General features: G+C 67.5%; 21 protein-coding genes. 13 read left to right on the top strand and 8 right to left on the bottom strand.

From position 1 onward, the window contains the following. The first annotated feature begins 7 nt into the window (after positions 1–7). Positions 8–760 carry an amino acid ABC transporter ATP-binding protein gene (locus AB0M14_RS37165; RefSeq protein ID WP_365004842.1) on the top strand — a complete coding sequence of 251 codons (753 nt, stop codon included), beginning with the start codon at positions 8–10 and terminating at the stop codon, positions 758–760. Between the two features lie 53 nt (positions 761–813). Here the strand turns inward: AB0M14_RS37165 and AB0M14_RS37160 are convergent, their stop codons facing one another. Beyond that, on the bottom strand, positions 814–1,707 hold the full coding sequence (locus AB0M14_RS37160) for a LysR family transcriptional regulator (protein WP_365004704.1): 894 nt from the start codon (positions 1,705–1,707) through the stop codon (positions 814–816). A gap of 71 nt (positions 1,708–1,778) precedes the next feature. Between AB0M14_RS37160 and AB0M14_RS37155 the strand changes: the two genes are divergently transcribed. After that, on the top strand, positions 1,779–3,134 hold the full coding sequence (locus tag AB0M14_RS37155; RefSeq protein ID WP_365004701.1) for an FAD-binding oxidoreductase: 1,356 nt from the start codon (positions 1,779–1,781) through the stop codon (positions 3,132–3,134). Between the two features lie 227 nt (positions 3,135–3,361). Here the strand turns inward: AB0M14_RS37155 and AB0M14_RS37150 are convergent, their stop codons facing one another. Both AB0M14_RS37150 and AB0M14_RS37145 read right to left on the bottom strand, forming a co-directional pair. Further along, on the bottom strand, positions 3,362–3,949 hold the full coding sequence (locus AB0M14_RS37150; protein WP_365004698.1) for a DUF1579 family protein: 588 nt from the start codon (positions 3,947–3,949) through the stop codon (positions 3,362–3,364). Positions 3,950–4,056: 107 nt separating this feature from the next. After that, positions 4,057–4,899 carry an oxidoreductase gene (locus AB0M14_RS37145; RefSeq protein WP_365004695.1) on the bottom strand — a complete coding sequence of 281 codons (843 nt, stop codon included), beginning with the start codon at positions 4,897–4,899 and terminating at the stop codon, positions 4,057–4,059. Positions 4,900–4,987: 88 nt separating this feature from the next. On the opposite strand from AB0M14_RS37145, the gene AB0M14_RS37140 reads away from it, so the two are divergent. The 3 genes from AB0M14_RS37140 to AB0M14_RS37130 are packed head-to-tail and all read left to right on the top strand — an operon-like array spanning position 4,988 to position 6,988. Continuing rightward, the gene (locus AB0M14_RS37140; RefSeq protein ID WP_365004692.1) at positions 4,988–5,884 is read left to right on the top strand and encodes a LysR substrate-binding domain-containing protein; all 897 of its coding nucleotides are present in this window, start codon (positions 4,988–4,990) and stop codon (positions 5,882–5,884) included. Between the two features lie 50 nt (positions 5,885–5,934). After that, positions 5,935–6,816 (top strand): SPFH domain-containing protein, encoded by an 882-nt coding sequence (locus AB0M14_RS37135; RefSeq protein WP_365004689.1) that lies wholly within the window; start codon positions 5,935–5,937, stop codon positions 6,814–6,816. 10 nt (positions 6,817–6,826) lie between these two features. Then, positions 6,827–6,988, top strand: coding sequence for a toxin-antitoxin system HicB family antitoxin (locus AB0M14_RS37130; protein WP_365004686.1), 162 nt, complete (start codon positions 6,827–6,829; stop codon positions 6,986–6,988). 13 nt (positions 6,989–7,001) lie between these two features. Here AB0M14_RS37130 and AB0M14_RS37125 read toward each other — a convergent pair whose 3' ends face one another. Continuing rightward, positions 7,002–7,850 (bottom strand): class I SAM-dependent methyltransferase, encoded by an 849-nt coding sequence (locus AB0M14_RS37125; protein ID WP_365004683.1) that lies wholly within the window; start codon positions 7,848–7,850, stop codon positions 7,002–7,004. 291 nt (positions 7,851–8,141) lie between these two features. Here AB0M14_RS37125 and rpsA point away from each other — a divergent pair, with 291 nt between their 5' ends. Further along, complete coding sequence (gene rpsA / locus AB0M14_RS37120) at positions 8,142–9,614, top strand: 30S ribosomal protein S1 (protein WP_365004679.1); 1,473 nt, start codon at positions 8,142–8,144, stop codon at positions 9,612–9,614. Between the two features lie 56 nt (positions 9,615–9,670). Here rpsA and AB0M14_RS37115 read toward each other — a convergent pair whose 3' ends face one another. Then, positions 9,671–10,351 carry an NAD(P)H-binding protein gene (locus tag AB0M14_RS37115; RefSeq protein WP_365004676.1) on the bottom strand — a complete coding sequence of 227 codons (681 nt, stop codon included), beginning with the start codon at positions 10,349–10,351 and terminating at the stop codon, positions 9,671–9,673. 90 nt (positions 10,352–10,441) lie between these two features. Between AB0M14_RS37115 and AB0M14_RS37110 the strand changes: the two genes are divergently transcribed. Together AB0M14_RS37110 and AB0M14_RS37105 are read left to right on the top strand one after the other, a co-directional pair. Continuing rightward, positions 10,442–11,143, top strand: coding sequence for a TetR/AcrR family transcriptional regulator (locus AB0M14_RS37110; protein ID WP_365004673.1), 702 nt, complete (start codon positions 10,442–10,444; stop codon positions 11,141–11,143). A 59-nt stretch (positions 11,144–11,202) separates the two neighbouring features. Then, positions 11,203–12,627, top strand: a complete 1,425-nt coding sequence (locus AB0M14_RS37105; protein WP_365004670.1) for an SPFH domain-containing protein — start codon at positions 11,203–11,205, stop codon at positions 12,625–12,627. A 28-nt stretch (positions 12,628–12,655) separates the two neighbouring features. On the opposite strand, the gene AB0M14_RS37100 is transcribed toward AB0M14_RS37105, so the two are convergent. Together AB0M14_RS37100 and acpM are read right to left on the bottom strand one after the other, a co-directional pair. Next, the gene (locus AB0M14_RS37100) at positions 12,656–13,099 is read right to left on the bottom strand and encodes an SRPBCC domain-containing protein (protein ID WP_365004668.1); all 444 of its coding nucleotides are present in this window, start codon (positions 13,097–13,099) and stop codon (positions 12,656–12,658) included. Next, positions 13,096–13,401, bottom strand: a complete 306-nt coding sequence (gene acpM, locus AB0M14_RS37095) for a meromycolate extension acyl carrier protein AcpM (RefSeq protein WP_365004665.1) — start codon at positions 13,399–13,401, stop codon at positions 13,096–13,098. The genes AB0M14_RS37100 and acpM overlap by 4 nt, the downstream gene beginning before the upstream one ends. A gap of 78 nt (positions 13,402–13,479) precedes the next feature. Between acpM and AB0M14_RS37090 the strand changes: the two genes are divergently transcribed. From AB0M14_RS37090 to AB0M14_RS37070, 5 genes are all read left to right on the top strand, one after another. Then, positions 13,480–14,406: a MerR family transcriptional regulator gene (locus AB0M14_RS37090; protein ID WP_365004662.1), complete on the top strand. Its 927-nt coding sequence runs from the start codon at positions 13,480–13,482 to the stop codon at positions 14,404–14,406. Between the two features lie 65 nt (positions 14,407–14,471). Then, the gene (locus tag AB0M14_RS37085; RefSeq protein ID WP_365004659.1) at positions 14,472–15,449 is read left to right on the top strand and encodes an ornithine cyclodeaminase; all 978 of its coding nucleotides are present in this window, start codon (positions 14,472–14,474) and stop codon (positions 15,447–15,449) included. Further along, positions 15,440–16,771 carry an alanine racemase gene (locus tag AB0M14_RS37080; RefSeq protein WP_365004656.1) on the top strand — a complete coding sequence of 444 codons (1,332 nt, stop codon included), beginning with the start codon at positions 15,440–15,442 and terminating at the stop codon, positions 16,769–16,771. The genes AB0M14_RS37085 and AB0M14_RS37080 overlap by 10 nt, the downstream gene beginning before the upstream one ends. Then, positions 16,768–17,868 (top strand): cysteine synthase family protein, encoded by a 1,101-nt coding sequence (locus AB0M14_RS37075; protein ID WP_365004654.1) that lies wholly within the window; start codon positions 16,768–16,770, stop codon positions 17,866–17,868. Before AB0M14_RS37080 ends, AB0M14_RS37075 begins: the two co-directional genes overlap by 4 nt. 7 nt (positions 17,869–17,875) lie before the next feature. Next, positions 17,876–19,297, top strand: coding sequence for an MATE family efflux transporter (locus AB0M14_RS37070; RefSeq protein WP_365004652.1), 1,422 nt, complete (start codon positions 17,876–17,878; stop codon positions 19,295–19,297). Here the strand turns inward: AB0M14_RS37070 and AB0M14_RS37065 are convergent. Continuing rightward, the gene (locus AB0M14_RS37065; RefSeq protein ID WP_365004856.1) at positions 19,264–19,479 is read right to left on the bottom strand and encodes a hypothetical protein; all 216 of its coding nucleotides are present in this window, start codon (positions 19,477–19,479) and stop codon (positions 19,264–19,266) included. The two genes, AB0M14_RS37070 and AB0M14_RS37065, sit on opposite strands and share 34 nt — an antisense overlap. Positions 19,480–19,557: the final 78 nt, after the last annotated feature.

Genomic DNA, 19,557 nt, shown 5'->3' with positions numbered 1-19,557 from the left:
CGAACCCATGATTGTCGCCGACCGGGTGTGCAAGAACTTCGGCGCGCTGCAGGTGCTCAAGGGCATCTCGCTGGAGGTCGGCCGCGGGGAGGTGCTGTGCCTGATCGGGCCCTCGGGCTCGGGCAAGTCCACCTTCCTGCGCTGCATCAACCACCTGGAGCAGGTGAACGCCGGCCGGCTCTACGTCGACGGCGACCTCGTCGGCTACCAGCAGAAGGGCGACAAGCTCTACGAGCTGCACCCGCGCGAGGCCGCCAAGCAGCGGCGCGATATCGGCATGGTGTTCCAGCACTTCAACTTGTTCCCGCACCGGACGGCGCTGGAGAACATCATCGAAGCGCCGACCCAGGTGAAGAAGGTCAAGAAGGCCGACGCGATCGCCAAGGCGAAGGAACTGCTGGACCGGGTCGGCATGGCGGACAAGGCGAATGCCTACCCCGCCCAGCTCTCCGGCGGTCAGCAGCAGCGCGTCGCCATCGCGCGAGCGCTGGCGATGGATCCGAAGCTGATGCTGTTCGACGAGCCGACCTCGGCGCTGGACCCCGAACTCGTCGGCGAGGTGCTCCAGGTGATGCGGGAACTCGCCGCCGACGGCATGACCATGGTCGTGGTGACCCACGAGATGGGCTTCGCCCGCGAGGTCGCCGACCAGCTGGTGTTCATGGACGCCGGCGTGGTCGTCGAATCGGGTGTTCCGCGTGAGCTCCTGGCGGATCCGAAGCACGAGCGCACCAAGTCGTTCCTGTCGCGGCTGCTGTAGTCGCCGCCCTGATCGATACTGTGGACCGGTCCCTCGGGCCGGTCCACAGTCGTTCACCGGCTGAACGCGATACGCATCTGCCCCAGCAGAACTTTCGTAGCCGGATTGCCGGGGCGATCGCGCCGCCAGACCAGCGCGAGTTGACCGTGCAGGTGCGGATCGGTGATCTCCAGTGTGCGGACACCGAATTCGGCCGCTTCTTCCGCCATCAGCTCGGGCACCACGGCGGTGCCGAGGCCATGCGACGCGAGTTGCAGCAGGACCGCGGGATTGGCGGCCTCGAAGGCAACCTCGGGCGCGAGACCGGCTGTGGCACAGGCGTGTTCGAAGACGCTGCGCAAGCCGGTGCCGCGGGGCAAACAGATCAACCGGTGCCCGGCCAGCTCCGCCAACGTGATTCGGGTGCGGGACGGCTCGCTGTCCGGTGCGACCGCGGCGACCACCGTGGTGTCGAGCACGATGTCGACGCCGAACGTCGCGTCGAGTGCGGTGCCGGGCAAGCCGATCAGCGCGATGTCCAGGTCGCCGTGCCGCAGTGCGTCCAGCATCTCCTCGGAGGTGTGTTCGCTCAGGCTGATGCCGACCTGCGGGTGGTCGGAGTGGAACGCCGCCAGCACCGCGGCGAGATCGAAAATCTCACCCGCGATACCGGAGACGGAGCCGAGGCGGACCTGCCCGCGCAACAGGCCGGTGAATTCGTCGACGGTGTCGGTGACCTGTTCGACGGCGGCCAGTGCGGCGCGAGCATGCGGGAGCACCGCCGCGCCGACCGGGGTGGGCGTGACCGACCGGGATCCGCGCTCCAGCAGCGGCTGGCCGAGCTCGCGTTCCAGCTGCCGGATCTGGGAGCTGAGGCCCGGCTGGGCGAGGTGCAGGCGCGCTGCGGCGCGCGTGAAGCTGGCTTCTTCCACGACCGTGACGAAATAGCGGAGCTGACGCAGTTCCATAACTAATGATTCTAGCTGCGATACAAACCATCTGTTGTACTTCTTGCTCGGTGCGGAGCAAGGTCGAAGACATGGGAAACGCAAAGCAATTCATCAGCTCTGAGGCCGGCGTGATCTTCCGGCTCGGCGACGCCGGGTACGACGAGGAGCTCGCGGGCTTCCAGACCGCCTACACGCATCGGCCCGCCGTAGTGGTCGCGGCCCGGCATGCTGAGGACGTCCGGGCTGCGGTGGAATACGCCGCGCGCCACGAGCTTCCGGTCGCGGTGCAGGCCACCGGGCACGGGCTGTCCGTGCCCGCCGACGGCGGCGGCGTGCTGATCAGCACCCGCCGGATGACCGAGATCAGCATCGATGCCCAGGCTCGGACCGCGCGGGTCGCCGCCGGTGTGCCCGCCGGGGATCTGATCCGGGCTGCCGCCGAGCACGGGCTCGCGCCGCTGAACGGGTCCTCGCCGTCGGTCGGTGTGGTCGGCTACCACCTGGGCGGCGGAATCGGTTTGCTGGCACGGGAATTCGGATACGCCGCTGATCACGTCCGGCAGATCGAACTGGTCACCGCCGACGGCCGGATGCGCACCCTGACACCCGGTGACGAGCTCTTCGGCGCGGTGCTGGGTACCGGCGGCAACTTCGGTGTCGTAACGGCGCTGGAAGTGGATCTGGTGCCGGTGACCACCGTCTACGGTGGGCAGCTGATGTTCGACACCCCGCTGGTCGAACCGGCCTTGCGGGCGTGGCGCGAGTGGACCGCCACGGTGCCCGAGCAGTTAACCTCGACCATCGCGATGCTCGCCTTCCCGGATATCCCGCAGGTGCCGGAGCCGATGCGCGGCCGGTTCGTGGCCTCGATCCGGGTGGCGTTCAACGGCTCTCGCGAGGAGGGGGAGCGGCTGGTGGCTCCGCTGCGTGCGGTGGGCGACCGGTTGAAGGACGACCTGCGCGAGATGCCGTACACCGAATCGCACACCATTCACAGCGATCCGGACCACCCGCACGGGTACGCGGCCACCAACGCGATGCTCTCCGAGCTGACTCCGGAAACGTTGTCCGCCTTGCTTTCCGTAGCCGGTCCGGGTCGACCGATGCAGGTGGTGCTCGACATCCGGCACCTCGGTGGCGCGCTCGCCGAGCCGAGCCCCAACGGCGCCGCGGTCGACCACCGTGCGGCGACCCATGTCGTCCGCGCCATCGCGATGAGTGACGGGACCGCCTCGCCGGCGAGCCTCGCGGCGATCCGAACCGCCCTGGCGCCGTGGACCATCGGCCACAGCCTGAACTTTCTCTACGGCGCGGGTGCGGCCGCGGACGAAGCGCAAACTCGCGCGGGGTACGACGCGAAAACCTACGCTCGCCTGACCGAACTCAAGCAGCAGTACGACCCCCACAACATGTTCCGCTTCAATCGCAACATCCGGCCGAGCTGAACTTCCGGATCGCCGCCGCTGAACTCGTTGTCTAGTTATTAGCTGGCCTCTCTGGAGACGGGGATCGTAGTCGTCCAACTCTGAGCGACAACCTTTCGTCGACACGAAAGTTGTCGCTCAGAGTTGGACGACAAGCTATGTCCTACCGCGGAGAGATGGCCCGCTCCGTTACCGGCTGGCGAACGCTGTGCGGCCATGCTGCCGGCGGCGGGTGCGCCCAGAACTACCTATCCGCGGCGGGTGAGGACGACCCTGTCGATCAACCGTTCCGGTTCACCCGGCGGGGTGAAAGAGATCTCCATGACCGTGCGGTCGTCCGACTCCAGCTTGATCACCGTCCGCATCGGGATGGTCGCGCCGGGGTGACCGGCGATCCCGGGATCGGTGAAATTGCCTGTCATCGTGATCTCGCCAGCGCTGCCACTGGCTTTCGCGCCCCGGTAGATCATCATCATCGGCGTCACGTTGTCCACGGTGGTCCACTCGTACCGGTCGTCGGTGGGGGAGTAGCCGAGCATGCCGAGTCGGTAGTACGGCCGGTCACCTTGCACACCCTCCACCTCTTCCTGGAGGAAGTTGTTGCCGGTCTTGGTGATCCACCGCCACCGCGACACCACATCGCGCGCGACCAACGGGTTCTCCGGAGTTCCGCCCGCCACGAATGTCTGCTTCTCGGCGGTCCATTCGCCGACGAGCTGATCGAGCCTGGTATGTCCGGGGAACTGGTGGGCGGGCGCGGCCGCCGCGGTCGAAGGCATTGCCGCGCTGTCGGTCTGGTTACAGGCGATGCCGAGCAACGCGACTGCGACCAGCACTGCCGGAAGCAACCTACCTAGCCGACGTCCCGGCGACCTCAGCTGTTCTGCCGGTGCATGCCGGGATCCATTGTTGCGAAGCTCGTTCATCAGGTCCTCCGTTGCTGTCATTCGTCGTCGAAAGTGGTGGCACGCGTGACCTTTTCCCACTCGTGCACCTCGTCCCGCACCGAATCCAGGTGCCCGAGAATCGCATCCACCGAATCCTCGCCGAGCGGCAACCGCAGCGGCGTGTGCTCCGCCTCCAGCGCCGCGCGGATCGCGGCGGCGGCCTTGGCCGGATCGCCCGGCTGGGTGCCGTCGCCTTCCTGCACCATCCGCCGGGTCGCACCAGCGGTCGCGTCATAGACCGGATTCTCGGCACTGAAATACGCTGCGCCGGGCCCGAACAAGCCGGTCCGGAAGGCGCCGGGCTCGACCACGAGCACCTTGATACCGAACGGCTTCACCTCGTCGGCCAGCGCTTCGGACAGTCCCTCCAGCGCGAATTTCGTTGCGCTGTAAGCGCCGAATCCCGCAAAAGACAACTGCCCGCCGATGCTGCTCATCTGCACGATCGCCCCGCCCTGCTGCGCCCGCATGTGCGGCAGCACCGCCTTGGTCAGGGCTGCCGGGCCGAACAGGTGCAGGTCGAACAGCTGCCGCAGTTCGGCCTCGGTGGTCTCCTCGACCGCGCCGACCTGGGTCCGGCCCGCGTTGTTGACCAGCACGTCGATCCGCCCGTGCCGGGCCACCACATCGGCGACCACCTCGTCGATGCGCGCGGTGTCGGTGACGTCGAGGCTGATCGCCTCGATCTGATCGGGGTGGGCGGCGACCAGATCGTCCAGCGCCGCGGTGCGCCGGGCGACCGCGATCACGGTGTCGCCGGCGTTGATCGCGTCCTGCGCGATGGCCCGGCCGAAGCCGCTGCTCGCGCCGGTCACCAGCCAGATCTTGGGGTTGCTCATCAGGTTCTCCTAGCTCGTCGCTGTACGAGAACCAGCATCACTGTTGAAAACGGTTGTCGTCCAATACCTGTTGTGATAACCATCGGTTATGGATGTGCACGGCAGAGATCTGCGTTATTTCCTCGCGGTCGCGGAGCAGTTGAACTTCACCCGCGCGGCTGAAGGGTTGTTCGTGTCTCAGCCCGCGCTGAGCAAGCAGATCCGCATGCTCGAAAAGCAGCTGGGCGCAACGCTGTTCGTGCGCGACGGGCGGTCGGTCCAGTTGACCGCGGTGGGCGAGGCGCTGCTGCCGCACGCCCGGCAGGTGCTTTCGGCTTGGGGTGCAGCGCATTCCGCGGTCGAGGCCGCGAAGACGGCCCAGGCTGCCACGCTCACCGTCGGCATCAGCACCAGTCCGGGGCGTGGCATATTGCCCGCGGTCCGATCCCGGTTCGGCGCGACCTATCCGAACGCCAAAGCCATTCTGCGCCAAGTGGGTTGGGCCGATCCGACGGCGGGCCTGGCGGACGCGAGCGCCGATGTGGCCTTCGTCTGGCTGCCGCTCGAAGGCGGTGAGCGGTACCACTGGCTCGTGGTCGCGCAGGAACCGCGCATGGTCGCGCTGCCGGAAACCCATCGGCTCGCCCGGCGCGAGACCGTCGATTTCGGCGACCTGCTCGGCGAACCGTTCCTGGCCCTCCCGGAAACCGCGGGTGTCCTGCGCGACTACTGGCTGGCTCTGGACGCCCGCGACGGGCGCCCGCCGATCATCGGCGGCGAGGTCGCCAGCGCCGAGGAGACCTACGAGTCCGTTCTCAACGGCGACGGCGTGGTCCTGCTCGCCACCGGCAACGCGCCGCTGATCGCGCACGACGGTGTCGTGGTCCGCGAGGTCCGTGGCATCAGGCCGAGCGAACTCGCCCTGGCCTGGCGTCGCGACGACCATCGCCCCCTGGTTCGTGGCTATATCGAGGCCTGCCGGCTGGCCACTGCCGGTAGACGGTGACGCGGATGCCTGCTATCTTCGTGATATCACTTTGATACCCGGAGGATGTCATGAAACTCAGGTCCGCTTTCCATATCAACGGCTTCCTGGTGCTGGTGGGCTGGTTGGTGCTCACCCTGTTCTTCGGCGCGGTGGCGGCCTTCGGCTTCGTCTCCGCCAAGGACGGCAACGTGCCCGCCCTGGTCGCGGCCATCGCGGCCTGCGTCGTCGTGGTCGTGCTGCTGTTCCTGGCCACCGGGCTCACCATCGTGAACCCGAACGAGGCCAAGGTGGTGCAGTTCTTCGGCCGCTACATCGGCTCGATCAGCGAACCCGGCTTCTACTCGACGGTCCCGCTCACCGATCGCAAGAGCATCTCGCTGCGCGTGCGGAACTTCGAGACCCAGAAGCTGAAGGTCAACGACGCCGACGGCAACCCGGTCGAGATCGCCGCCGTGGTCGTCTACCGGGTCTTCGACAGCTTCAAGGCCGCGTTCTCGGTCGACGATTACGAGGAGTACGTCGAGACCCAGTCCGAGGCCGCGGTTCGCCACCTCGCCACCACCCACCCTTACGACGCCCACGACGACGAGCGCACCAGTTTGCGTGACGGCGCCGAGGTCGCGGAGGAACTCACCGTCGAACTGCGTGAGCGCACCGAGCTGGCGGGCATCGAGGTCCTGGAGGCCCGCATCACCCACCTCGCCTACGCCCCGGAGATCGCCCAGGCCATGCTGGTCCGCCAGCAGGCCAACCAGGTCGTCGCCGCCCGCGCGCGCATCGTCGAGGGCGCCGTCGGCATGGTCGGCATGGCCCTGGATCGACTCGCCGAGCAGAACCTCGTCGAACTCGACGAAGAACGCCGGGCCGCCATGGTTTCCAACCTCCTGGTAGTGCTCTGCAGCGACCGAGCGACCCAGCCCGTCGTCAACACCGGCACCCTCTACAACTAGAGGTCGGCTCATGCCCGCCGAACGCAAGAAGCTCTTGCTGCGGCTCGACCCGGCCGTCCATGAAGCCCTGGCCAAATGGGCGGCCGACGACCTCCGCAGCATCAACGCCCAAATCGAATACGCGCTCCGCCGGGCCTTGAAAGAGGCCGGGCGCGAACCGAAACAGAAATAAGCCGGCCTGGCCCTCAGGCCGGCTTTTCGGTCACGAAGATGGCGGTGCCGGGGAAGAGCTCGCCGCGCAGCGGGCTCCACTGCCCCCATTCCCGGTCGAGCCATTCCGGCCAGTCCGGTTCGATGATGTCGGTGACGAGCAATCCGGCGGCGACGATCTCGCGGACCCGGTCGCCGAGGGTGCGGTGGTGTTCGACGTAGGTGGGTTCGCCCTCGGAGTCGACCTCTACATAGGGCGTGCGGTCGAAATAGGGGATGGCGGCGGTGAGACCGGCGGGGCCCGGGTCGTCGGGGAAGATCCAGCGGATCGGGTGGTTGACGGAGAACACCCAGCGCCCGCCCGGTCGCAGCACCCGGGCGACCTCGCGCATCACCTGGGCCGAGTCGGCGACGAAGGGCACCGCGCCGAACGCGGAGCAGGCCAGATCGAAGGAGGCCGCGGCGAACGGCAGGGCTTCGGCGCCCGCCTGGACCAGCGGGACCCGGGGACCGCCCGCGGCCATGGCGGCCAGGCCGCGTTCGAGCATCTTGCCGGACAGATCCAGGCCGACCGGATGGGCGCCGTGCCCGGCCAGCCAGCGCGAGCAGGGCGCCGAGCCGCAGCCGATCTCCAGGATCCGCTTGCCCGTGATGTCGCCGAGGAGGTGCATGTCACCCTCGTGTAACCCCTCCGGACACCAGACGAACTCGCCGCCGGGGGAGTCCACGCCCAGGAAGTCGGCGTGCGTCTGGTGATACTGATCGGCGTCGGCGTCCCACCATCGGCGGCTCGCGCGCTGACTGTCGGCCGAGCCGATTCGGGTGCGAGTGGTCCCCGTGGTTCCTAGCAGTGCGTTTGCTTGCGCATGGCGATCTTCCGACACGCCGTCACCATATCCCGGCGTGGCGGGCGCACCGGTTTGCCCGCGCCGACCAAGGTCGCGTACGCTGAACGTCGCGAGTTCCTTGTGCCTTGCTGTGTGCCTGTCCCGGAAGTAACGATCCATCGACGGTTACAGAGTACTGAGTAACGACAGAGCCCGTGCTGAGTTTCACGAGTGGGGTTTGCGGTACGTTCCTTTGTGTCCGTCGTCGCATCGTCGCGGTGAGAACGCAGCGTACCGAAAGTTCCAATGTCCGCAACCGACCACAATCCGTCCGGAGCAAACCGACACATGCCCACCACCGTCACCTCGCCGCAGGTAGCCGTCAACGACATCGGCTCTGCCGAGGATTTCCTCGCCGCCATCGACGCCACGATCAAGTACTTCAACGACGGCGACATCGTCGAAGGAACCATCGTCAAGGTCGACCGCGACGAGGTCCTGCTCGACATCGGTTACAAGACCGAAGGCGTCATCCCCTCCCGCGAGCTCTCCATCAAGCACGACGTCGACCCGAACGAGGTCGTTTCCGTGGGCGATGAGGTCGAGGCTCTCGTCCTCACCAAGGAGGACAAAGAGGGTCGTCTGATCCTGTCGAAGAAGCGGGCGCAGTACGAACGTGCGTGGGGCACCATCGAGGAGCTCAAGGAGAAGGACGAGGCCGTCAAGGGCACCGTCATCGAGGTCGTCAAGGGCGGCCTGATCCTGGACATCGGCCTGCGTGGCTTCCTCCCCGCCTCCCTCGTCGAGATGCGTCGCGTCCGCGATCTCCAGCCGTACGTCGGCAAGGAGATCGAGGCCAAGATCATCGAGCTGGACAAGAACCGCAACAACGTGGTCCTGTCCCGTCGCGCCTGGCTCGAGCAGACCCAGTCCGAGGTCCGCAGCGAGTTCCTGCACCAGCTGCAGAAGGGCCAGGTCCGCAAGGGTGTGGTCTCCTCGATCGTCAACTTCGGTGCCTTCGTGGACCTGGGTGGCGTCGACGGCCTGGTGCACGTCTCCGAGCTGTCCTGGAAGCACATCGACCACCCGTCCGAGGTTGTCGAGGTCGGCACCGAGGTCACCGTCGAGGTTCTCGACGTCGACCTGGACCGCGAGCGTGTCTCCCTGTCGCTCAAGGCGACCCAGGAAGATCCGTGGCGTCAGTTCGCCCGCACCCACGCGATCGGCCAGATCGTCCCGGGCAAGGTCACCAAGCTGGTTCCGTTCGGCGCCTTCGTGCGCGTCGAAGAGGGCATCGAGGGCCTGGTGCACATCTCCGAGCTGGCCGAGCGCCACGTGGAGGTCCCGGACCAGGTTGTCGCCGTCGGCGACGACGCGATGGTCAAGGTCATCGACATCGACCTGGAGCGTCGCCGGATCTCGCTGTCGTTGAAGCAGGCGAACGAGGATTACCACGCCGAGTTCGACCCGTCGAAGTACGGCATGGCCGACAGCTACGACGACCAGGGCAACTACATCTTCCCCGAGGGCTTCGATCCCGACACCAACGAGTGGCTCGAGGGCTTCGACAAGCAGCGCGAAGAGTGGGAAGGCCGCTACGCCGAGGCGGAGCGTCGCCACAAGATGCACACCACTCAGATGGAGAAGATGGCGGCCGACGCCGCCGCCGAGGCCGCCAACGGCACCGCCTCCGGCAACTACTCCTCCGAGAGCGGTTCGCAGGCTTCCTCCTCCTCCAGCAGCACCGAGTCGGCCGGCGGTTCGCTGGCCAGCGACGCGCAGCTGGCGGCTCTGCGGGAGAAGCTCTCCGGCAACGCCTGAGTTCACCAGCACCAACTCGAAGGCCCCGATCCGATGGATCGGGGCCTTCGGGCTTTTCAGGCGGCGGCGACGGTGAAGCGGCGCTGTAGGTAGCGCGGGTTCTCCGCTTCGTCGAGCAAGGCGACCGCGAGGTCCTCGGCGGAGATGTCGGCCTCGCCCGGAAGCATCTGGTCGCCGCCGACGCGGTACCGGCCGGTGCGCGGGCCCGGATCGATGCGACCCGAGGAGGGGCTCAGGTAGGTCCAGTGGCGGTTGGACAGGCGGTAGACGTTCAAGGCTTCACGCAGGGCGAGCACCACCGTGCGGTATTCGGCGGGAACGCCCAGCACATCGGTGAGGATCTGCGTGAATTCCGTTCCGGTGTCGACTAATTGACGGCCCGGTGCGACCTCCAGACTGCCGCCGCCGCCGACGGCGATGAGCCGGATCTCCGGATGCTGTTCCAGGGCGCGAACCATCGCACGCGCCCCGTTCACGAAATTCTGCGCGTTCGCGATCGTGTCGTCGATACCGTGGCCGGCGTTCACCGCGCTGATCACCACGTCCAAGCCGTCGATTGCGCCGGCGATGGTGCCGGCGTCCAGCCAGTCGGCTACCTGCCAGGTCGCGCCGTCGGGGACGGCCGGAAACCGGCTCGCGTCCCGCGCGAACGCGGTGACCTGATGGTCGCGCCGATGCGCCTCGGCTACTACGCGGGTCCCGATGACCCCGGTAGCGCCGAACACTCCGATCTTCATGATGCTCCTCGATCTACATGCGGTTCATTTACTACACGGTGTTCAGTATGTGCACGGCCGATAGTAGTCAAACGCTGTAGAGTGTCAACCGTGGTGCAGGAAGTGCAGAGCCGTCGTGAACGCCTCCGGGCCGAGGCCACCCAGGAAATCAAGGCGATCGCCTTGCGTCTGCTGGCCGAAAGCGGCCCGGACGCAGTGACTTTGCGCGCCATCGCCCGCGAAATGGGCATGACCGCCGGCGCGCTCTACGGCTACTTCGCCACCCGCGACGACCTGATCACCGTCCTGATCTCGGACGTCTACACCACGCTGGTGGACCGCGTGGAAGCCGCGCGCGATGCCATCCCCGAAGCGGATCCGGCCGCGCGGATCATCGCCTGGGGCACCACGGTCCGTGAATGGGCCATCGAAAACCCCGCCGGCTTCCGCCTGATCTACGGCGACCCGGTGCTGGGCTATCAACCGCCCCCGGGCGGCCCCGCCCGCACGGCGGAAATGCGCGCCTGCAACGGTCTGGTAGGCCTGGCGTCCGCGGCTTGGCCGCACGCCGTCAAGTCCCAGACCATCGGCAACGCGGACTGGCCCGACTTCGATCCGGCCTTGGCCGACCACGTGCGCGAGGAATTCCCGGACCTGCCTCCGGCGGGCCTCGCCCTCGCCCTGCGCATGTGGGGCCGCATGCACGGCCTCGTCGCCCTGGAGGTCTACGGTCACCTCCGCCCGCAATCCCAGGACCCAGCGAAGCTCTATCACGCCGAGATGCTCGACTTGGTGCGCTCGCTGGGGCTCTGATCGCCGGGCGGGGCTGAAATCCCTTGGGGCAGGAGTTCTTTGCCGGGTAGTGTGCGCCCATGGGGAGCAATCCGGGCAAGAATACGTATCTCGACCAGGTGGTAGCGCAGTCGGCGGCGCTCGAGGATGATCTGCGGACGCGCAAGCCGGTGCCGCCGTTGCCGCCGGCCGCGCCGGGTGCGCCCGCGCCGCGCGGGGCGCTGGCCAAGCGCGCGGACCGGGTCGGAGGGACGCAGACGGGGGAGGGGGCCGGGCCGGTGGAGGTCCGGGTCACCGGGTTCTGGCGGTGGCAGACGGTGCTGGTGCCGCCGAATGCCTTTGTGGTGCATACCCGCCGGGGGCGCAGCGAGCCGATGCACATCGGGCTGGGCGTGTCGTTCGGGTTCAATCCGGCCACCGATTCCTACCTGGTGGTGCCGGGCGCGATGCAGACCATCCTGATCAACGCCTACTGCATCTGCAGTGAGTTGCAGGGGGTGCTGGTGCAGGGGTACGTGCAGTGGATCATCGAGGATTTCGCGACCGCGTACCGCAAACTGGACTTCTCCGATCCGGAGGATCCCATGCGGCTGGTCAACATCCAGTTGCGCGAGCAGGCCGAGGCCGCCATCAAGGACAAGGTGTCCACGATGGGCGTGCGTGACGTGCTCAGCGACAAACAGCCGATCATCGAGGAGTTGACCGCGCGGCTGCGCGCGGTCGCCGAGGGGTCGGCGGACGCCTCGGGCAACGGGCACGGCGATCGGGGCCTAGGGCTGCGCATTGTCACCGTGCAGATCAAGGAGGCGGTGGTCAGCTCCTCCACGCTGTGGGAGAACCTGCAGAAGCCCTACCGCAGCGAACAGAACCAGATCGCCCGGCTCGCGGAACTCGCCGCACAGGAAGTCATTTCGGCCCGCGAAACGGCCGCGCATCGGTCCGCCGAGGAGCGCCGCATCGAGAACGAGCGCGAACTCGCCGAACTGCGCGCCCGCAACGAAGCCGCTCGCTTCGACCGCGAGACCGTCGAGCAACTGCGCCGCACCACCCGCGAGCACGACGACCAGCGCGCCGTCGCCGACCTCGCCCAGGAGACCGCGCTGCACGCCCTGCGCCTGGAACGCGAACAGCACGACCAGAAGGTCGAAAATCTGCGCCGCCGACTGGAACTGCAGAGTCAGGAGCTGGACGGCAAGCTGGCCCGCGCCGCCGCCGAATCGCAGGCCCAGCACAACGGCGAACTGCTCGCCCTGGAACGGGACCGCGTCCGCGTCGACACCGCGAACACCCAGAACGCGGCCAACCTCCAGTCCCAGCTGGTTGACGGCCTCCCGGAGATCGTCGCGAAACTGCCCAAACCGGCGGAACTGAGGTCCTATCAGATCGGCGGCGACCTCACGGCGGTGTCCACGCTGCTTACCCAAATCGGCGCGGTCGTCGAATCCTGGTCGGCGGCAAAGGGTTCCGACCGCAACGGCGCACCGTCGCAGCCGGACCCTCAGTAGCCTCCGGCCGCGGCAGTCCTGGCTCCCCTCAGCGGCAGATCACGTCGCCGAGTCGCGGCAGGAGGTTGCGCTTCCAGGTGCGTTCCATGGCATTGCGGGCCATCTTCTGCCGACGGTCCGCGATATCGAAACCTGTCTGCGTCAACAACAGCCGGGTACCGCGACCCTGCGGCCACAGCCTCCAGTCGACAATCCACCGGGCGGGATACTCGGATTGCGGATAATTCCAGCTGTGAGTTAGCCGCTCGCACGGCTCGGCCACGAGCACCTCGCAGACGATCTCATTGATCGTCGCGTCCGGGACGGTGAACCGGAAGCGGGTTCCGGTCACGGCGGCGAACCCGGTCGGTCGAAGCAGCCACCGCTCCAGCAGGTCCGGCTCGGTCAACGCGCGCCACACGGCTCGGGTGGGTTGCGGGAAGAAGCTGCCGAGTTCGATCGCGGCTGGATTCAGGTGGGTGTCGGCGATCAATTCCCCTGACCTTCCTTGAATTTCGCCTCCATCTCCGCGGCCAGCTGCGGCTGCTCGGCCTCCATCTTCTGCACGTAGACGACCGCGTCGGCGACGGTGCGCAAGCTCGCCAGGTCTTCGTCGGGGATCTTCACGGCATACTTGTCCTCGAGTTGCACGGCGATCTCCACCAGCGACAACGAGTCGATGTCGAGGTCCTCGACGAAGGCCTTCTCGACGGTCACCTCGTCGGCCTCGATGCCCGTCACTTCCTCGACGATCTCCGCGATGCCGGCGACGATTTCTTCCTCAGTGGTAGCCACGAATCGATCTCCTGTGTAATCACTTGTCCGGTACGCCATTACGCTAGGAGCTCCACCGGGGTGGAGGTTCAACAGGTTGTGACAGAAGACACACAAGCCGGCGCGTTGATGAGTATCGGGGAGCTGGCGCGCAGCGCCGGGCTCGCGGTACGGACGATCCGGTTCTACTGCGACGAAGGCATTCTGGAGTCGCGCCGCAGCGCGGGCGGGCATCGAATGTTCGATGCGGAGGCCGCGACCGAGCGAGTGCTGCTGATCCGCCGATTGCGCGCGCTCGGCCTCGGTCTGAGCGCGATCACCGAGGTGTTGCGCGGCGAGCGGTCGCTGGCGGAGGCCATCGCCGTCGAAAGTGCGCGCCTCGACGTCGAATTCCGGTCGCTGGCGTGGCGGCGGGCGGCACTCCGGGCGGTCGAGACCGCCGCGCCGGACCAGCGCGCCGCGCGTCTGACCGTGCTCGCCGCCGCGCACGACGGCGCGGTGGCGCACGATTGCCTCGTGCGGTTCTGGCGTCGTGTGCTTGCGCCGCTGCCGCATGGGGATGTGGCGATGTGGCTGTGCGGAAATGTCCCGGAACCGCCCGCCGACCCCGCGGTGGACGAGGTCGTCGCGTACGCCGAGCTGACTGCTCTCGTCGCCGACGGCGACATGGACAGTGTTGTGCGACAGCAATTCTGGCGGCATCGGCCGGATCTGATCCGAGACTGCCATGGCCTCTTTGTCGAGATGGGCGACGTCATGTGCGACGTGGTGACGCGGATCTGCGAGGGCGCGCGCCCGAACCAGGGCAGCGAACTCGATGGCTTCGTCAACGCCCACGCGGGCGCGCGCGGTGAACGCGACTCCCGCCGCTTCCGGGCGCGACTGCTGACCGGCGCCACCGACGACGACCACCGGATTCACCGCTATTGGGCTTTGACGGATCAGGTTCTCGGCGACCGAGTCACCATCGGGCGAGCCCACAACTGGGTGTACGAGGCACTGGCCGGTTCCGCCACCGTGCACTGAGCCGCCTATGGCGTGGATCACCTTGGTACTGACAATCATTGTCGGTAAGCCTACGCTGCTGGGCTATGACCCAAGCCATGCACGTACTGACCCGGACCGATCTGGAGGATGTCGAACTCACCCCCGCCGAAGTGATCGATCTCGTGGAAGAGGCGTATCTGGCCTTCGCGCACGGGGATTCGCGTTGCCCGGTCAAGCTGATGATGCCGATTCCGAAGGCCGAGCGGGACGCGGTGTCGTATTCGATGCTCGGATATGACGGCTCGCTGGAGCAGATCGGGTTCAAGACCTCCTATCGCCAGGGCAGCGAGAGCGCCGAGAAGTACTACACGACAATCAGTTTGTATGACGACGTGACAGGGCTGCCGTTCGCGTTCATGGACTGTCAGCGGGTCGGCGCGGCGCGGACGCCGGCCACCACGGCCATCACCGCGAAGCACTGCGCGCGCCCGGGCGCGACGAGCGCGTTGATGCTCGGCACCGGGGTGCAGGGGCGGAATACGTTGCCGTACTTGGCGACCGCGCTGCCGGGGTTGGAAAAACTGCGGCTGTTCGGCACTCATCCGGACGGAATCGCCGAGAGCATTTCCACCATGCGGCGCTGGTTCCCGGAGCGCGAGATCGAACTGGTCGACGACGTGCCCGCCGCGGCGGCCGAATCCGACATCGTCGTCGTCGCGTCCGGGCGGGCGGCGCACCCCAAGGTGCGCACCGACTGGCTGCGGCCCGGTGGCCTGCTCATTTCCGTGGCGAGCAAAGGCGTGGAGAGCGGGGCGCTACGGCAGGCGGATTACGCGATCGCGACCAGCACCGGCCAATTGGGCGTCACCGGAACGCGTTTGGCAGGCCCTGGCGGCGAGGTCCGGATCGATGCCGAGCTGCCGGAGGTTATCGCGGGCCGCGCGCCCGGGCGGCGAACCGACGACAACCGAGTCTTCGCGTTCTCCAGCGGGATGATCATCACCGACATTCCGGTGGCGCACGCGCTGGCTACCCGTGCGGTGGCGGCCGGACGCGGACAGCGGGTCGAACTGTGGACCTGAGCACTGAACTGGTGAAACTGCCCGCGCTGGAACAGGAGTGGCAGCGACGGGTCAGGTCCGAGCCGGGCTTCCTGTTCGGCATCCACCAAGCCGTCGGCGGGCCGTTCCATATCGTCTACCCGCGGCAGTTCGAGAAGAACCTGCGGTCCTTCCAAGAAGTGCTTGCCGCGCACCGGATTCCGGGCCGCGTCTACTACGGCAAGAAGGCGAACAAGGCGGGCTGCTGGCTCGACGTGGTCGCCGACGCCGACGGCTCGGTGGACGTGGCGAGCGAACCGGAGCTGGTGCACGCGCTGGCGCACGGGGTGCGGGGTCGCGACATCGGTGTGACCGGCGCGGCGAAGAGCGCCGGGTTGCTGCGGCTCGCCGCCCGGCACGACTGCGTGGTGGCCGTCGACGCACTCGACGAGCTCGAAAGACTGGCGACTATCGCGGAGACCGCGGGCCGGGTGCGAATCCTGTTGCGCTGCTTGCCGCCCAACGCTCCGCACAGCCGGTTCGGATTGTCGGAAACCGACCTGCGACAAGCTGTCACCAGGTGCGGACACCTGGCGGCGGTCGACCTGATCGGTTTCTCCTTCCATCTCGACGGCTACCAGGTGCGACCGCGCGCCGAACTCGCCTACGACCTGATCGCCCTGTGCGCAAAAGCGAAAGCCCAGGGCCATCCGATCTCCGCGATCTCCCTCGGCGGCGGCTTCGCGTGCAGCTACCTGAGCCCGGAGGACTGGGCGGGATTCACCGGCGGCGAAGAGCTGTTCCACGCGGGCAAGCGGTTCGAGAAGTTCTATCCCTACGCCCAGGGGCCCAACGGCGCGGCCATGCTCGACGCGATCCTCGGGACCGGCTTCGACGGCCGCCCCCTGGCCGGCCACCTGCGCGCCAACGACATCGAACTGTTCCTCGAACCCGGCCGGGCCCTGCTCATCGACGCCGGTTTCACCGCTTTCCCGGTGCTCGGTTTCAAACGCCATGCCGACCACGGAATCACCACCGTGCAGGGACTGAGCATGAGCGTGTCCGAACAATGGAAAGGCAGCGAATTCCTGCCCGATCCAATTCTGCTGCCGCGCAACGCCGATGCCGCCGCAGTTCCGGTCGCCGCCTGCGTCGGCGGCTCCAGCTGCATGGAATACGACATGCTCACCTGGCGCAAGATCATTTTCCCGCAGCCTCCGCAATTCGGTGATCTGCTGCTGTACCCGAACACCGCCGGATATCAAATGGATAAGAACGAAAGCGAATTCCATCAACTGCCGCTGCCGCCGAAGGTGGTGGTCACCGCGGACGGCGACCGCCTGACCTGGAGGCTGGACCGGTGACGCGACTGCCCCGGATCCGGGAGAACGTGGTCCGGCACGCCTCCGAATTGATCGGCGCCACACCACTGCTCGAACTGACCCGCACCGGCGCGGGCAGCCGGCTGCTGCTCAAGCTGGAGCAGTTCAACCCGACCGGCTCGGCCAAGGTGCGCATGGCGCGGGAGATGGTGCTGCAGGCCGAACGTGACGGCGCGCTGCGCCCCGGCGGGCAGATCGTCGAGCCCACCTCCGGCAACACCGGGACGGGTCTGGCGCTGATGGCGCTGGAACGCGGCTACACCTTCACCGCCGTCGTCGACGGGCATGCGGCGCCGGACAAGCTGCGTGCCATGAAAGCGATGGGAGCCCAACTGGTTCTGGTGGACGACGCGGACACCGGCGGCCCGAGTACGGTCGAGCGCCGCCGGGTCGCCGCGGAGATCGCCGCGGCGACCGGCGCGTATCGCCCGGACCAGCACAACAATCCGCACAACAACGCCGGTTACCGCGAGCTGGCGGGCGAGCTGCGCACCGACCTGACCACCGACGTCGACTATCTGGTCGGCGCGGTCGGCACCGGCGGATCCCTGTGCGGCACAGTGGAAGAGTTGCGCCGGTTGGGTTCCCGGGTGCGGGCGATCGGCATCGAGCCCGCCGGGTCGATCATCTTCGGCGGACCGGCCGGGCGGTACTGGCAGACCGGCGCGGGCAGCCCCGCCGGGTTCGCCGTCGGCGGCAACGTGAAGTACGACGCCATCGACGAGGCCTGTCAGGTCGGTGACGTGGACGCGTTCGCCACCGCGCGGGTGGTCGCGCGCCGCATCGGCATCCTGATCGGCGGCACCGCCGGTGCGGCGGTGTTCGCGGCGCTGCGCAGGCTGGTGCAGCTGCCCGCGGGCAGCACGGCGGTGGTGCTGGTCTGCGACGCGGGGGAGAAGTACCTGGACACCGTGTACGACACGGACTGGCTGCTGGCGCGCGGGCTGTATTCCGAAGCGGCGCAACAGCGTGTCCACCGGATGTTCGACGCCTACGACGCCTCGCTGCGGCTGGCCGCCGCCGACGCGCGCCGCGCCCGGCTCGACGATGACCGCGCCCTGGCCAAGACAGGAAGCTGAAGGACCCATGACATTCTCGGAGCTGACACAGCGGTCCCGCGACTATCGCGCGATCATCGTGCTGGCCGCGCCCATCGCCGGCATCCAGCTCGCCCAGGTCGCGCTGACCACAGTGGATCTGGCGATGATGGGCCTGCTCGGTATCGCCGCGGTGGCGGCGGGCGGTATGGCCCTGCTGCTCTACAACCAGATCCGCACCATGTGCGTCGGCATGGTCACCGGCGTCGGCAATATGGTCGCCGCGGCTGTCGGCCGTGGTGAAAAGCGCACCGGCACCGGCGAACTCGATGACCAGGCGCGGGCGGAGGTGCGTGGCTACCTCCGTGCGGCGCTGGCCGTCGCCACGCTGACCGCAGTGGCGGGCGCGCTGATCCTGAGCGGGCTCGGGTACGCGCTGGCCTGGCTCGGCCAGGATCCCGCCGTCCTGGACCTGGCCCGCCCGATCATCTGGACGCTGGCGCCCGGCCTGATCCCGATGCTGTGGCTGAACGTGCTGCGCCAGTACGCGGTCGGGATGCGCCGCGCCGGGTCGCTGCTGCGGGTGACGCTGCTGTCCATCGCCGTCAATGCCGGGTTGAACGCGCTGTTCCTCTTCGGCTGGTTCGGCATCCCGAAACTCGGTCTGGCCGGAATCGGCCTGTCCACCACGCTGGTTCAGCTCTGGACCTGCCTCACCTATCTGTCCACCGTGCGTCGCGACCCGGTGCTGGGCGCGCTGCTCTCACTGCGCGCCTGGCGGGCCGATCGCGACATCATGCGGCGCATCGTCTCGATGGGCACGCCGATCTCGCTCACCTACGGCGCCGAAGCGGCCGTCACCTCGGTCGCCACCCTGCTGATGGGCGGTTTCGGGCCGGTGGCGCTGGCCGCGAGCAATATCGTGAACCAGCTGGCCTACATCGTGTACCAGGTGAATATCGGCCTGTCCCAAGGCTCGTCGATCCTGGTGAGCCGAACCATCGGACAGGGGGAGCGCGACCAGGTGCGCGGTCTCGCACAGCGGACCTTCGCGCTCGGATTCGGTTTCATGACCCTGGTCGGCGCCTGCTACGTCCTGTTCCCGCGCACCGTGCTCGCGCCGTTCCTCGGATCACACCACGACGACGCGGCGGTGGTCGCCGCCGCCTCGGCGCTGCTGTGGTTCGCGATCGCGCAGCAGTACTGCAAGGGCTCGCAGAACCTCTGCATCGGACTGCTGCGCGGAATCGGCAATACCAAAGCGGGACTTCGCAATACGCTGATCGGCTACTTCGCCGTCGGAATACCCGCGATGGCCTTGTTCGGCTACGGACTGGATTGGCGTGGACCTGGTATCTGGCTGGGATTGTGCTTGGGCTTCGGCACGACCGCGGCGCTGGTGTGGCGCACTTTCCTACGCAGCGTGCCGAAGTCGCCTCAGCTGGCGGTAGCGGGTGCCGGGGCCCAGTAGACCGCGGCGGTGGAGCGCTTGCGCATAGCGGCGAAGCTGTGCCGGGCGGGACTGAGCAGTGCGGTGTACCAAGGACGGCGATGCTCGGCGAGAGCGGCCGCGACGGCGGGGATCTGGGTGCAGTGCACGCCCCCGGCCATACCCAAACGGTGGCGACCCGTCTGGTGGATTCTGGTGCCCAATGGTGTTCCTTTGCTAGCTGGTTCTCTGGCCTGGATCGCCTGCGCCGAAGATTAGCCGAAGAAATGGGTCTGTCAGAG

It is taken from the genome of Nocardia sp. NPDC051832, from assembly GCF_040681285.1.
Lineage (GTDB): Bacteria > Actinomycetota > Actinomycetes > Mycobacteriales > Mycobacteriaceae > Nocardia.
The sequence above is the reverse complement of the archived record's forward strand: the minus strand, read 5'-3'. Positions and strand labels throughout refer to the sequence as shown.